The 13,545-nt window shown below is 74.2% G+C and carries 12 protein-coding genes; all 12 read left to right on the forward strand.

Annotated features, from left to right (window positions below; translation table 11 throughout):
• The first annotated feature begins 18 nt into the window (after positions 1-18).
• Genes BUE29_RS01545 through argC form a run of 12 tightly spaced genes read left to right on the forward strand, consistent with a single transcriptional unit; the run spans position 19 to position 13,531 of the window.
• Positions 19-582: a hypothetical protein gene (locus tag BUE29_RS01545; RefSeq protein ID WP_073385056.1), complete on the forward strand. Its 564-nt coding sequence runs from the start codon at positions 19-21 to the stop codon at positions 580-582.
• Complete coding sequence (locus BUE29_RS01550) at positions 579-1,673, forward strand: BtrH N-terminal domain-containing protein (RefSeq protein ID WP_073385059.1); 1,095 nt, start codon at positions 579-581, stop codon at positions 1,671-1,673. Before BUE29_RS01545 ends, BUE29_RS01550 begins: the two co-directional genes overlap by 4 nt.
• Positions 1,670-4,963: a non-ribosomal peptide synthetase gene (locus BUE29_RS01555; protein ID WP_073385063.1), complete on the forward strand. Its 3,294-nt coding sequence runs from the start codon at positions 1,670-1,672 to the stop codon at positions 4,961-4,963. Before BUE29_RS01550 ends, BUE29_RS01555 begins: the two co-directional genes overlap by 4 nt.
• Positions 4,960-6,117 (forward strand): acyl-CoA dehydrogenase family protein, encoded by a 1,158-nt coding sequence (locus BUE29_RS01560; RefSeq protein ID WP_200799985.1) that lies wholly within the window; start codon positions 4,960-4,962, stop codon positions 6,115-6,117. The genes BUE29_RS01555 and BUE29_RS01560 overlap by 4 nt, the downstream gene beginning before the upstream one ends.
• A complete protein-coding gene (locus BUE29_RS01565) occupies positions 6,114-7,025 on the forward strand; it encodes an acyl-CoA dehydrogenase family protein (RefSeq protein WP_073385066.1) in 912 nt (303 codons plus the stop codon). The genes BUE29_RS01560 and BUE29_RS01565 overlap by 4 nt, the downstream gene beginning before the upstream one ends.
• Entirely contained in the window at positions 7,025-8,266 is a 1,242-nt protein-coding gene (locus BUE29_RS01570; RefSeq protein WP_073385069.1) for a cytochrome P450, read from the forward strand. Before BUE29_RS01565 ends, BUE29_RS01570 begins: the two co-directional genes overlap by 1 nt.
• Entirely contained in the window at positions 8,263-9,576 is a 1,314-nt protein-coding gene (locus BUE29_RS01575) for a DegT/DnrJ/EryC1/StrS family aminotransferase (protein WP_073385073.1), read from the forward strand. Before BUE29_RS01570 ends, BUE29_RS01575 begins: the two co-directional genes overlap by 4 nt.
• A complete protein-coding gene (locus tag BUE29_RS01580) occupies positions 9,573-10,424 on the forward strand; it encodes a transketolase (RefSeq protein WP_073385076.1) in 852 nt (283 codons plus the stop codon). Before BUE29_RS01575 ends, BUE29_RS01580 begins: the two co-directional genes overlap by 4 nt.
• Positions 10,421-11,413, forward strand: coding sequence for a transketolase family protein (locus BUE29_RS01585; RefSeq protein ID WP_073385079.1), 993 nt, complete (start codon positions 10,421-10,423; stop codon positions 11,411-11,413). Before BUE29_RS01580 ends, BUE29_RS01585 begins: the two co-directional genes overlap by 4 nt.
• Before the next feature lie 41 nt (positions 11,414-11,454).
• Positions 11,455-11,628, forward strand: a complete 174-nt coding sequence (locus BUE29_RS01590) for a lysine biosynthesis protein LysW (RefSeq protein WP_073386766.1) — start codon at positions 11,455-11,457, stop codon at positions 11,626-11,628.
• On the forward strand, positions 11,625-12,497 hold the full coding sequence (locus BUE29_RS01595; RefSeq protein WP_073385082.1) for a RimK family alpha-L-glutamate ligase: 873 nt from the start codon (positions 11,625-11,627) through the stop codon (positions 12,495-12,497). Before BUE29_RS01590 ends, BUE29_RS01595 begins: the two co-directional genes overlap by 4 nt.
• Positions 12,494-13,531, forward strand: coding sequence for an N-acetyl-gamma-glutamyl-phosphate reductase (argC, locus tag BUE29_RS01600; RefSeq protein WP_234971304.1), 1,038 nt, complete (start codon positions 12,494-12,496; stop codon positions 13,529-13,531). The genes BUE29_RS01595 and argC overlap by 4 nt, the downstream gene beginning before the upstream one ends.
• The last annotated feature ends 14 nt before the right edge of the window (positions 13,532-13,545 follow it).

Consider the following 13,545-nt stretch of genomic DNA (forward strand, 5'->3'; position numbering starts at 1 on the left):
TCGTGATATTCCTCGCCGGTGCCGGCCACGCCTCACCCGACGACCGCTCCCGTCGGCCTGGACGCGATCCGCGACAACGTCGCCATGACCGGGGCCGACGAGCTCGGCGCCGGTGGCCTCAACGTCTGGCGCAACAGCCTGCCCGCGGGCACGTACCCGGGCGCACCGGTCGAGGTCGACGGCGTCCCGTTCACCGGCTCCCCCCACACCGGTCCGGACAACGTCCGCTGCGCCGGGCAGACCCTGCCGGTCGAGATCGGCCGCTGGGACTGGCTGTGGCTGCTCGCCACCGGCGAGCGGCGGGTCGAGGACGAGATCGCGATGCTGTTCACCGACGGCGCGGTCGACCTGGAGGCCGTACGGGTGTCCGACTTCTGGGCCGCACCGGCGGCCTTCGGCGAGACCGTCGCCTTCCGCTCCGAGGTCATGCACTACCCGCACCACGTCCAGTCGCGCCTGCCCGGAACGATCTGGTGCCAACGAGTGCCGATCACCCGTCGCGCGGACCTGGTCGCGATCCGACTGCCGGACAACCTCGCGCTGCACGTCTTCGCCGCCACGCTCCTGCGTTGCGACCGATGAGCCCGTACACCGGCAGCGGCTGGTACCGCGACCCGCTCAGCTGCCTGCACGTGACGCTCGCCGTGCTGCTCGAGCGGGCCGGGCGCGATCCCCTCGACGCGCTGTCGCGCGACTTCGGCTTCCGGTGGATCCCCGGCGACGTGCGCGGCGAGGAGTTCTACTGGCCGGTCGACGAACCGGACGACCCCGTCGCAGGCATGGCGCCGAGCGCCGGCATCCGGTCCCGGTGGCGCACCGCGGCCGCCGACCCGCTGGCCGCGCTCGCGTCGGCGCTGGCCGCCGGCCGACCGCCGATCGTCGCGGTGGACAACTTCCACCTCCCGTTCCGCCCCGCCTACCACGACGTCCACGCCGCCCACCTCGTCGTCGTCACCGCCCTCGACGTCGCCGGCGGGCGGGCGTTCGTCGTCGACCACATGCCGCCGGCACACGCCGGCTGGCTGCCGGTCGAGCACCTGCTCGCAGCCTGGGGATCGGTCAACCCACCCGACGCGCAGGACGACTTCTTCAGTGGTGAGCCGATCGAGCGGCGCTGGCTCGAGGTCGACCTCGGCCCCGGCCTCGCGCCGCTGACCGCCGCGGACGCCGCAGCGTCGGCGGTCGAGAACTGCGCGCGCTTCGGCCCGCTGCTGGGAGCCCCGGCACCAAGCTCGGGACGCGCCGACCTGCACGCACTCGCCGCGGCGGCCGTCGCGGCGGCGCGGGACGCCGATGGCGGGGCGCTCGCCGAGGTCTACACCTTCGGCTGGAGCATGCAGGCGCAGGCGGCGGTGCACGGCGAGCTGCTGCGCCGGACCGGCGCCGCGGCCGGCGATCTCGTGCTCGCGGCCGCCGGGCGCAAGGTCGAGGCGGTGGCCCACGTCTGGACCGGGCTGCGCGTCACCGCGGCGCACGGCCGCCTCGACCCGGCTGCCGTCGCACCCGCGGTGGGGCGGCACGCGGCACGCCTCGTCACGGCCTACGAGACGGCCTTCGCCGCGCTCGCCGGCCTTGCCGCCCGCGCCCGGGCGACCCGTCCCGAAGTGACCGGTCCGGACGGTATGGTGCACCCGTTGCAGCGGGTCGTGGAAACGACGGGAGAACCGGTGTGAGCACCAAGGCGCGTCTCGCGCGCTTGCCTCTCGAGCGCCGAGCTCGCTTCCTGGGCCTGCTCGCCCGTGGCAACGGCGCCACGTCCACGGCAGCCGGCCCGGTCGCGCGCCGCCCCGGCACGCCCGTCCCGCTGTCCTACGCCCAGAACCTGCTGTGGTTCGTCGACCAGCTGGCACCCGGACAGACGGCCTACAACCAGCGGCTGCCGATCCGGCTGCGAGGGCCGCTCGACGTCCCGGCCCTGCAGCGGGCGTTGCAGGTCGTCGTCGACCGGCACGAGAACCTGCGGACGAGCCTGCGGGTGGTCGACGGCGTGCCGCAGCAGGTGGTGGCCGACGTCGTCACCGTCGACCTGCCCGTCCTCGAGCGGGACCCGGCCGACGACGACCCCGTGGCCTGGGCCGCGGCCCGGCAGGCGGAGTTCGGCGACATCCCCTTCCACCTCGGCTCGACGCCGCTGTGGCGGGCGACGGTCCTGCGGATCGCGCCCGACGACCACCTCTTCCTGTTCGTCATCCACCACGCGGTGTTCGACGCCGCGTCCACGAACGTCCTCGTCGGCGAGCTGTCCGAGGTCTACGGCGCCCAGCGCGAGCATCGGCCACCTCGCCTACCCGAGGTGCGGTTGCACTACGGCGACTTCGCGCTCTGGCAGCGGGACTACCTCAGCGGCGAGCGGCTGGATCGCCTCGTGCGGTACTGGCGGGGCCGGCTCGAGGACGTCCCCCAGCTCGAGCTGCCGACCGACTTCCCGCGGCCGGCCGAGTTCACCTTCCGCGGCGCCGAGGCCCGCCTGCCCGTGCGGGGACGCCTCGTCGAGGGCGTGCGGCGCCTCGCGCGTGAGATGGGGACGACGCCCTACCCGGTCTACGTCGCCGCGTACGCGATGCTGCTCAACCGCTACTCCGGGCAGGACGACCTGGTGATCGGCTGCTCCACCAGCGTCCGCGGCCGGCTCGAGATCGAGCACATGATGGGGTTCTTCGTGAACATGCTCGCCCTGCGCCTGCGGGTCGAGCCGGACGTCACCTTCCGCCAGCTGGTGCGCCACGTCGATCACGTGGTGCGCGAGGGCTTCGCGCACATCGACCTCCCCTTCGAACGGGTGGTCGAGATCGCGGCCCCGGAACGCGACCCCTCTCGTTCGCCGCTCGTGCAGGCCACCTTCCTGCTGCCCGACAGACCCCAACACCTGACGATGCACGGGCTCACGATCGACGCCGACCAGACCGAGTCGACCACGTCGAAGTTCGACATGACGTGGCAGATGTACGAGGACGGCGACGACTCCTCCCTGGACGTCGAGTACGCCACCGATCTGTTCCGCGCGGACACCATCGAGCAGATGCAGCGACACTTCGTGCGGCTTCTCGGCAGCGGCGTGGACGATCCCGACCGCCGCCTGGGGTCGGTCGACATCCTCGGCACCGACGAGCGCCGCGAGCTCGTCGAACGCTGGAACGGACCGCAGCGCCCCGTTCCGGCCACGACCGTCGATGCGTGGTTCGCCGACGTGGTCGCGCAGGCGCCGGATGCCGTCGCGGTCGTCTGCGGCACCACCGCGCTCACCTATGCCGAGCTCGACGCACGCAGCACCGCGCTGGCCGTGCTGCTACGCGACCGGTTCGGCGCACGGGCCGGCGAACTCGTCGCCCTGGCGCTCCCCCGCGGCGTCGAGCACGTCCTCGCCGTGCTCGCCGTCCTCAAGGCCGGGGCGGCGTACGTCGAGATCGACCGCGCCGCGCCGCACCAGCGCTTCGCCGCGATCATCGCCGACGCGGTGCCCTGCGTCGTCGTCACCACCGCCGATCTCACGGCCGCCTTCACCGACCTCGCTCCGGTGCTGGACGTCGCCGACCCGGTTCCGGCCGCGACCGCACCGCTGACGCCGTCGGCCCGCCCGGACGACCTCGCCTACGTGCTGTACACCTCGGGCAGCACCGGCACGCCGAAGGGCGTGCGGATCGAGCACCGCAACGTCGTCAACTTCATCGTCTCCACGCAGCACCTGTTCGACCTCACCGCCCGCGATCGCGTCCTCGCCTACGCCAGCTACACCTTCGACGTCTCGGTCTTCGAGATGTTCGCGGCGCTGTTGACCGGCGCCCAGCTCCACGTCGCCCTGGAGGCCGACCGGCTCGACCTCGACCGCCTGCAAGCCCTGCTCGTCGATGCGGGCATCACGGTCGTGGACCTGCCGCCGTCGGTGATGGCGCTGCTCGACCCGACGCCGATGACGCAGTTGCGCATCTGCTTCGTCGGCGGCGAGGCGTTCTCCGCCGAGCTCGTCGAGCGCTGGCGACCAGGGCGGCGCTTCTTCAACGGCTACGGGCCCACGGAATGCACGGTCACCATGATCGTGTACGAGTGCACCGACGCGAGTGTCCAGTCGCCGCCGATCGGGCTGCCGATGGCGAATCACGTCGCCCACGTGCTGGACGACGCGATGCGGCTGATCCCCTACGGCGTCCCCGGAGAACTGGTGATCGGCGGCGCCGGCCTGGCCCGCGACTACCTCAACGATCGCACCCTCACCGAGCAGAAGTTCCGCCCCGACCCGTTCGGCACCGCGCCGGACGGGCGGCTGTACCGCACGGGCGATCTCGTGAAGCGCCAGGCCGACGGCAACATCGTGTTCCTCGGCCGCATCGACCGGCAGATCAAGATCCGCGGGGTGCGCATCGAGCCGGGCGAGGTCGAGGCCGCGCTGCTGCGCCTCGACGGCGTCCGGCAGGCCCACGTGACGGCGCGCGAGGACGACGCCGGCAACCGCACGCTCGTGGCCTACGTCAGCGGCACGGCCACCGAGGGCGACGAGCTGCGGTCCACGCTCGCGGCGACGCTGCCGCCCGCCCTCGTGCCGCAGCACGTCGTGACCGTGGGTGAGACGTTGCCGCTGAACGCCAGCGGCAAGATCGACGTCCGCGCACTGCCCGCTCCGGCCGAGGCGGTCCGGGTCGTCGCCGACACGGTGCACCCCGCGAGCGACACCGAGCGGATCATCGCCGACGAGCTCGTCGGCCCGGCGCTGCGGCTGGACGACGTCGACGTCGTCCGCAGCTTCTTCGAGCTCGGCGGCACCAGCCTGATGGCCGCCCAGCTGATCAACGCGATCCGCCGCCGGTTCGACGTGCCGCTCTCGGTCACCGAGTTCTTCCGCAACTCGAGCGTCACCGGGCTGGCGACGGTCGTCGACGAGCGCCGCAGCGGTCAGGACGACGAGCTCCTCGACCTGGTCGACACGCTCGGCGCGGCCGAGGTCGACGCCGTCCTGAAGGGTGGCTCGTGATCGACTTCGAACTGGACCCCGCGGAGGTCGACCTGCGCGAGGAGGTGCGCGCACTGCTCGCCGCCGAACCGCTCGCCGGTCTGCTCGCGGCGCTCCCGGCCGGGGGCGCCGAGCCGGACGTCCGCGCGCTCTACCGCGAGCTCGGCGAGCGCGGCCTGCTGGCGACCGGATGGCCGGTCGAGTTCGGCGGTCGAGGCGTGTCCCACGCCCATGCCGGCGCCGTCGTCGAGGAGCTCGTCCTGCACGGCGTTCCGGACATGTTGCAGGTGTTGAGCGTCCAGATCGTCGGGCTGTTCGTCCTGCGTGCCGGGTCGGCCGAGCAGCGGGCGAGCCTGCTGCCCGACCTCGGCGGCGGAAGGCGGTTCGCCACCGTCCTCTACACCGAGCCCGAGGTCGGATCGGACCTCGCCTCGCTCGAGCTGCGCGCCGAACGCGACGGCGACGACTACGTCCTCGACGGTGTGAAGATCTGGGGCCTGAAGAGTCGCTTCGCCGACGTCGGCCTGTGCGCCGCCCGGACGGCGACGGGCACCTCACGCTACGAGGGCATCAGCCTGTTCCTCGTCGACCTCGACTCCCCGGGCGTCGAGCGGGCGAACGTCGCCAGCATCGCCGACGACCAGTTCGATCGCGTCACCTTCCGGGGTGTTCGCGTCCCCGCCTCGGACCGGCTCGGCGAGGACGGCGACGGGTGGGCGCTGCTCGCCGAATGTCTCGCCCTCGAGCGCACGGGGCTGGACTACTCGCTCAAGGCGCGACGGTGGTTCGACACCGCCGTCGCGGGCGTCACCGCCGACGCCCTCACCCCCGCGGACCTCGCGTCGGTGGGGCGTCACGCGACGACCGTCGACGCCGCCGGGCTGCTGGCGTGGGACTCGTTGAACCGCCTCGACCGAGGTGGCCTCGACGCCCCGGACGCCGCCGCGGCCAAGCTGTACACCTCGACCGTCGCCCAGGACGTCGCCGTCTGGGCAGCCGAGCTGCACGGCGGCGACTACGCGCGGCACGCCCTCGACGCAGGGCCGCGGGCCGTGTTGGACGCGGCGTTTCGTGAGGCGCCGGGCGTCACCATCGCCGCCGGCACCTCGCAGGTGCTGGCCGAGGTCGTGTTCAGCGCGGCCGTCGACGCGTTCTCCGCGGGTGAGTCGCGATGAAGATCGAGGACGATCCCCTGCTCCGCCGGCTCGGCTCGGCGCTCGCGGCCGCCCTCGGGTCCGTCGCGCCCGCGTCGCCGGAGGCCGCGACGGCTGCGCTCGCCGCGCTCGCCGGGCTCGACGCGTTCGCCTACGAGCGCCCGGCGACCCGCGACGGCTTCGATCTCGGAGTCTCCTGCGGGATCGTCGTCGCCGAGGAGCTCGGGCGCGCCGGCCTGCCCGACGTCTACGGCGCCGCGGTCCTGCTCGACTCCCTGGCAGCATGGCCGGGTCCGGAGCGGCCGGCTCTGCTCGGCTCGATGGACGCCCGCGTGAGCTGCCCCGGCCACGGCGACGTGTCCGTCGCCTCCACCGGCACGGCCGCCGCGCTCACCACGCCCGACGGCGCGACCGGCCGGCGGGTCCTGCTCGAGCTCGGGCCCGTCGACGCCGTCGGCGCGCACCCGTCGATCGCGGCCGCGCGCGCGAGGCACGCGGCGTACCTGGTCGGGCTCACCGCGGCCGCGCTCACCGCGGCCATCGGGCACGCGGACCGGCGCCGCCAGTTCGGGCGCCGCCTCGCCGAGTTCCAAGGGGTCACGCTCCCGCTCGCCCGTCACGTCGTCGAGCACCGCGCGGCGCGGCTGCTGGTGGGCCGGGCGGCACATGCCCTCGACACCGCGGCGCCCCGGGGCACCGTGCTCGCGACGCAGGCGCTGGCGCTGGCGACGGAGACGGCGCTGTCCACCGCGCGCACCGCCGTGCAGACCCTCGGTGCGCTCGGTATGAGCGATCAGGCGCCTACTGGGGCACTCCTGCTCGCGGTGCGACGCGAGCTCACCCGCTTCGGCAGGTCCACCGATCTGTGGGCCGAGGTCGGGGCTGCGGTGCTGCGCCCGGAGCCCGCCCAGCCCGCCCAGGTCGGCTGATGCGGCTCCTGACCGGCGAGCCCGCCGCCGACACGCGGCCGGACCTGGGTGCCCTCGACCTGTACCCGGCTGCGCTCTACGGCAACGGCGACGCGCACGCGGCGTGGGCCCGGCTGCGGGCCGACGAACCGTACTTCCGGCAGGAGGCCCCGGGTGGCACCCCCTTCTGGTCGGTGACCCGCCATGCCGATGTCGAGGCGGTGCTCCTCGATGCCGACACCTACAGCTCCGAGCACAGCACGATGCTCACCGTGCTGGACCGCGACGCCGCCGCCGGCCGGGCGATCCACCTCGTCGACCCGCCGGGGCACGCCGCACTGCGACGGCCGACGGCCGAGGTGCTGTCGATGCGGCGCATGCGTCCGGGGCTCTCGCGCGCCAAGGACCGGATCGAGAAGCTCGTCCGGTCCCACGCCACCGCCGCCGAGGTCGACTTCGCCGAGCTCGTCCGCATCCTGCCCATGGCCGTCGCGGGCGAGGTCCTGGGCATTCCCGAGCCCTACTGGGCCGACGCCGGCAGGTGGACCGTCGCCTCCATGGCGGCCGAGGACCCCGCCTTCGGCGGCGGGGACGCCGCGGACATCCTGCTCGAGGCCCACATCGGACTGCTGTCGATGTTCGATCAGGTCCTGCGCGACGAGACGGCCGCACCCGACACCCTCATCGGCGCCCTGCACCGCGTCCAGGTCGACAGCCGACCGCTGACCCGCGACGAGGTCCTGGTCAACTGTTACGCCTTCATCATGGGGGCGAACCCCACGGTGCCGCAGGCCGCGGCCCAGCTGGTGCTGTTGGCGGCCGAGCAGCCGGAGCTGTGGCAGCGCATCCGCCGCCGGGAGACACCCCTGACCGTGGTCACGGAGGAGCTCCTGCGATGGGCGAGCCCGGTCAACCACGTGCTGCGCCGGACGAAGCGCGAGACCGTCCTCGGCGGCCACGTGCTGGCTCCCGGCACCCTCGTGGCGGCGTGGCTGGCCTCGGCCAACCGCGACTCCTCGGTGTTCGACGACCCGTGGACCTTCCGACCCGACCGCCGGCCGAACCCGCACGTCGCGTTCGGCGTCGGCGCCCACACCTGTGTGGGCAACGCCGCGGCGCGAGTCGCGCTGCACGCCCTCGTCGACGTCCTGGCCGCCACGGTCGAGCGGGTGGAGCTCGCCGGGCCGGTGGGTCACCTGCACTCCAACTTCCTCAACGGCGTGACCTCGCTGCCGGTGCGCCTGTACCCGGCCGACGCGTGAGCGCCGCACCTGCCGGCGCCCCGGGAGCCGACCGGTTGGCGGCGCTCGGCGGCACGCCCGCCGTCGCCCGCCGACTGCGTGCGGCCCACTGGCCGGTCGTCACCGACCTCGACCGCCGCGCGGTCCTCGACGTGCTCGACGGGCAGGCCCTCGTCTCGGACACCAACGGCGAGACCGCGGTCAGTCGGTTGGAGGACCGGTGGGCCCGGTTCTGCGAGGTGCCCGAGTGCGTGGCCGTGTCGAACGGCACGACCGCCCTCGCGACGGCGCTCGCGGCGCTCGGCATCGGCCCGGGCGACGAGGTCGTGGTGCCGTCGTTGAGCTTCGTCGCGACCGCGCTCGCCCCGCTGCACCAGATGGCCGTGCCGGTGTTCGCCGACGTCGACCCGGTGCACTTCACCCTGGACCCGGCCTCGGTCGCCGAGCAGATCACCGAACGCACCGCAGCGATCCTGCCCGTCCACCTGCACGGCCGTCCCGCCGACATGGACGCCCTGGGCGACCTCGCCCGCACCCACGGGTTGGCGGTCGTGGAGGACGCCGCGCAGGCCCACGGCGCGCTCTGGCGCGGGCGACGCACCGGCGCCCTCGGCGACGCCGCCGCCTTCAGCCTGCAGGTCACCAAGAACCTGCCGACCTGCGGCGAAGGCGGGCTGATCACGTTCGCGGACCCCGCGACGGCGGCCCAGGCCCGTCGCATCCGGCAGTTCGGCGAGGACATCGACCCGGGCCGCGAGCGGCGCTACCTGTCGCACCGCCTCGGCTGGAACCACAAGATGAACGCCGTCCAGGCGGCGTTCACGCTGTCCCAGCTCGACCGCTTCGCCGACTACGAGGCCGCCCGCCAGAGCCAGGTGACGCGCTTCCTCGATCGCATCGGCGAGCTCCCGGGCGTCCTCGTGCCGACCGCGCCGGCGGGCGGCTCGCACGCCTGGCACATCCTGCGGCTGCGCTTCGACCCCGCGGCGGCGGGCCTACCCGGATCGGCCGCGGCCGGCTACCGCAAGGCCCTGCACCGCCTGCTGCGCGCCGAGGGCGTACCCGTGTCGCGGTACCAGTTGCGTTCGCTGCCCCGGCAGGCCGCGATCGCCGACCGCGTCGGCTTCGGCGCCGGGTACCCCTGGGCGGCCGCCACCGCGGCCGAGCCCGCGCCGCGGACGGCGGTCGCGGACGCGATCATCGAGGACTCGCTGACCCTGCAGAAGCGACACCTCGCCCCCGACGCCGGACCGGCGCTCGACGCCTACGCCGACGGCTTCGCCAAGGTGTTCCGCAACCTCGACGTCGTGGCCCGGATGGCGCTCGCGTGAACGCCGCGTCGGTCGACACCCGCGAGCTGGCCGAGCGGATCCGCCATCACGTGGTCGACATGTGCGGCACCGGGCTCGGCGGGCACCTCGGCGGCGGACTGTCGATCGCCGACATCCTCGCCGTCCTCTACGGACAGGTGCTCGCGGTCCGTCCGGACCAGCCGGACTGGCCGGAGCGCGACCGCTTCATCCTGAGCAAGGGCCACGGTGCGTTGGGGCTGTACGCCGTGCTGGCGCTGCGCGGATTCCTGCCCGTCGAGGAGCTCGGCACGCTCGGCAGGGCCGGCAGTCGCCTCGGCGGGCACCCGACCCGCCGTGTCCCGGGCGTCGAGTTCGCGACCGGGTCGCTCGGGCACGGCATCGCCCTGGGCCTCGGCACCGCCCTCGCGGCACGGCTGGCCGGTGGCCCGAGCCGCACGGTGGTGCTCGTCGGCGACGGCGAGCTCCAGGAAGGCTCCTGTTGGGAGGCCGCCGCCGCGGCGGCGGCGGTCGGCGCCGACACGCTCACCGTCGTCGTCGACGCCAACGGCCTGCAGCTCGGCCGGGCCGTGCCCGGGCCGGGGCGCCCCGGCGACCTGGCCGACCGGTGGCACGCGTCCGGGTGGGACGTCCAACAGGTCGACGGGCACGATCACGACAGCCTGGCCGCGGCCCTCACGGCGCCCACGACACCGCAGCAGCCACGCGCGATCGTCGCCGCCACCGCGAAGGGCTACGGACTGCCGTTCGTCGCCGGCCAGGTCAAGAGCCACTACGCGGCGCTGTCGCCCCGACTCCTCGCCCGCGCCCACGGGGTCCTCGACCGCGAGCACGATCCGCTCGCCCGGCGCGGGACGGCGACGCCGTGACCGCCGCCGGGACCGCCGACACCACCGACACCACCGGGGCCGCCGCGCGAGCGGGGCGCGCGGCACGCGAGGTGTACCGGGACTGGTTGGTCGCCCGCCTCGTGGCCGACCAGCGAGCCGTGTGCCTCGACACCGACACCGGCCTGTTCACCGGCGTCGACTGGGGTCCGGCAGCGGCCCGCTACGTCAACCTCGGCATCGCCGAGCAGTGCCTCGTCGGCACCGCCGCCGGCCTCGCCGCATCCGGCTACCGGGTCTACGCCAACACGATGGCTGCGTTCGCGGCCAGCCGCGCCGTCGAGATGGTCAAGGTCGACATCGCGCTGCACGGGCTGCCGGTGCGCATCGTCGCCACGCACTCCGGCCTGTCCGCGGGACACCTCGGGCCGACCCACCACGCACTCGAGGACCTCGCGGCGATGCGGTCGATGCCGGGCATGACGGTCGCCGTCCCCGCCGACGAGGACGCCGTCGGCGCCCTGCTCGACGCGACCGCCGACGCACCCGGTCCGGTGTACCTGCGCCTCGGCCGCCATGCCGACCCCCCGCCGATCGCCGGCGGTCCAGCGGTCCGGCTCGGGTCGCTGCGTGAGCTCTCGATCGGATCGGACGCCCTCGTCGTCGCCACCGGGCCGCTCCCGGTCCGCTTCGCGGTCGACGCCGCACGGATCCTCGCGCAGGACGACGTCCGGGTGACCGTGGTCGACGCCCACACGGTCAAACCCTTCGACGTCGAGCGCCTGGTCGAGCTCGCCGCCGCGGTACCGCTCGTCGTCACCGTCGAGGAGCACTGGCGCACGGGTGGGCTCGGGTCGCTCGTCGCCGAGACGCTCGCCGAGCGGTGCCCGCGTCGGGTGGTGCGCATCGGCGTCCCGGACACGTTCGTCGCCGCCGTCGGCTCCCAGCAGGAGCTGCTGGCCGCGTCCGGGGTCTCGGCGGCCGCCGTCGTCGCAGCGGTGCGCGGTGCGGACGCCACCGGTATGTCATGATCACGGGCCGATCCGCGGCCACCGTTTCCGAGGAGACCGTCATGCCCGAGCCCCAGCCGTGTCCCGAGTGCGATGCCGCCGTGGCGGTCGCCGACGACGTCCGGGTGCACGAGGTCATCGAGTGCCCCGAGTGCGCCGCCGAGCTCGAGGTCGCCGCGACCGACCCGGTCCTGCTCACCCTGGCGCCGGACGTGGAGGAGGACTGGGGCGAGTGACCCGCGGCTTCCTCGGGTCGGACCGCGTCGCCCTCGTGGCCTCGCGGGTCCGGCGGGAGGAGAAGGCGCTGCTCGCGGCGCTGGAACGTCGCGTCGACACCGTCGCGGTGATCGACGCGAGGACCGTGCAGGTCGAGGTCGGGGGTGCCGCTCCCGGCTTCGACGTCGTCGTCAACCGCGAGATCGCCTGGACGCGCGCCCGGTACCTCGCCGATGCCTGGGAGAGCGCGGGTGTCCGGGTCCTGAACCCGGCCCGCACGACGACGGTCTGCGGCAACAAGTGGGCGACGGCGCAGGCGTTGCGAACCGCCGGCGTCCCGACTCCCGCCACTCGCCTCGCCCTCACCCCCGAAGCAGCCCTGGACGCGGCGGACGAGCTCGGGTACCCGGTGGTCGTCAAGCCCCTCGTCGGGTCGTGGGGTCGACTGGTCGCCGTTCTGCGCGACCCGATCGTCGCCTCGACCGTCCTCGACCACGTCGCGGCGCTGCCGGCGCCGGAGGCCCACATCGTCCTGCTGCAGCAGTTCGTCGACAAGCCCGGCCGTGACATCCGCGTCCTGGTCGCCGGCGGGCGGGCCGTCGCGGCCAGCTACCGCTACAGCGAGGCCGACCGCACCAACGTCGGCCGTGGCGGCCGGGTCGAGCCCTGCCCGCTGGACGATGCGCTTGCCCGGCTCGCGGTGGCCGCTGCCGCCGCCGTGGCCGCCGACCTCGCCGGCGTCGACATCGTCGAAGGGCCTGACGGCGAACGGCTCGTGCTCGAGGTCAACGACCGCGTCGAGTTCGCCGGCCTGCAGGGCGTCGTCGACCTCGACCTCGGCGAGCAGATCATCGCCCACCTCGACGACGCCCCCCGGGCCGTGTCGTGAGCGACGGACGCGTGCGCGCGGCGGTGCTCGGCGGCGCCGGCTACATCGGCGGCGAGCTCGTCCGTCTGCTGGTGGGCCACCCCCACGTGCAGCTGGCCACCGTCACCTCCACCCGGCTCGGTGGCCGGCGCGTCGACTCGGTGCACCCCAACCTGCGCGGCGCCACGGATCTCACCTTCACCGCGCCGGCCGACCTGGGCCGGCACGACGTCGTCCTCGTCGCCACGCCGCACCTGCGCGACGCGGCCGAGATGGCCGGTGTCCTCGAGCGGGCGGCTGTCGTCATCGACCTCACGGCCGACCACCGGCTCACCGACCCGGCCGCGTACGTGCGCCACTACGGGACCGAGCATCCCGCACCCGACCTGCTGGGTACGTTCTGCCGCGGCCTGCCCGAGAGCCACCGTGAGCAGCTGCGCACCGCCGACCGGGTCAGCGTGCCCGGCTGCATGGCCACCGCGGCGATCCTCGCGCTCGGCCCGCTCGTCGCCGACGGCCTCGTCGACGGCACGCTCTCGGTCGATGCCAGGACCGGTTCGAGCGGCTCGGGTGCCACCTCGGGCGATGCCGGCCGGCACGCCGAACGCGCCGGGACGATGCGGGTGTTCGCACCGGCCGGCCATCGGCACGCCGCCGAGATCGAACAGGCCCTCGGGCACCAGGTGGCCATGAGCGCGACGGGGGTGGAGGCGGTGCGCGGCGTCCAGGTGCTGTGCCGCGCCGCCACGCGTGCTCCGGTGACCGAACGGGACCTGCGGGCGAGCTACCGGCGGCACTACGCCGCCGAGCCGTTCGTGCGCGTCGTCGCCCGCTCCCGGGGGCTCTACCGCCAGCCGGAGCCCAAGATCCTGTCCGGTTCGAACTTCTGCGACGTAGGGTTCGCGGCCCTGCCCGAGCTGGATATAGTCGTCGCCATCGCGGCGCTGGACAACCTGATGAAGGGCGGCGCCGGCAACGCAGTGCAGTGCATGAACATCCGATTCGGATGGCCGGAGACGTCGGGCCTGGAGTTCCTGGGATTGCACCCGGTGTGAGGACCCGACGTGAG

Source organism: Jatrophihabitans endophyticus, from assembly GCF_900129455.1.
GTDB classification, from domain to species: domain Bacteria; phylum Actinomycetota; class Actinomycetes; order Mycobacteriales; family Jatrophihabitantaceae; genus Jatrophihabitans; species Jatrophihabitans endophyticus.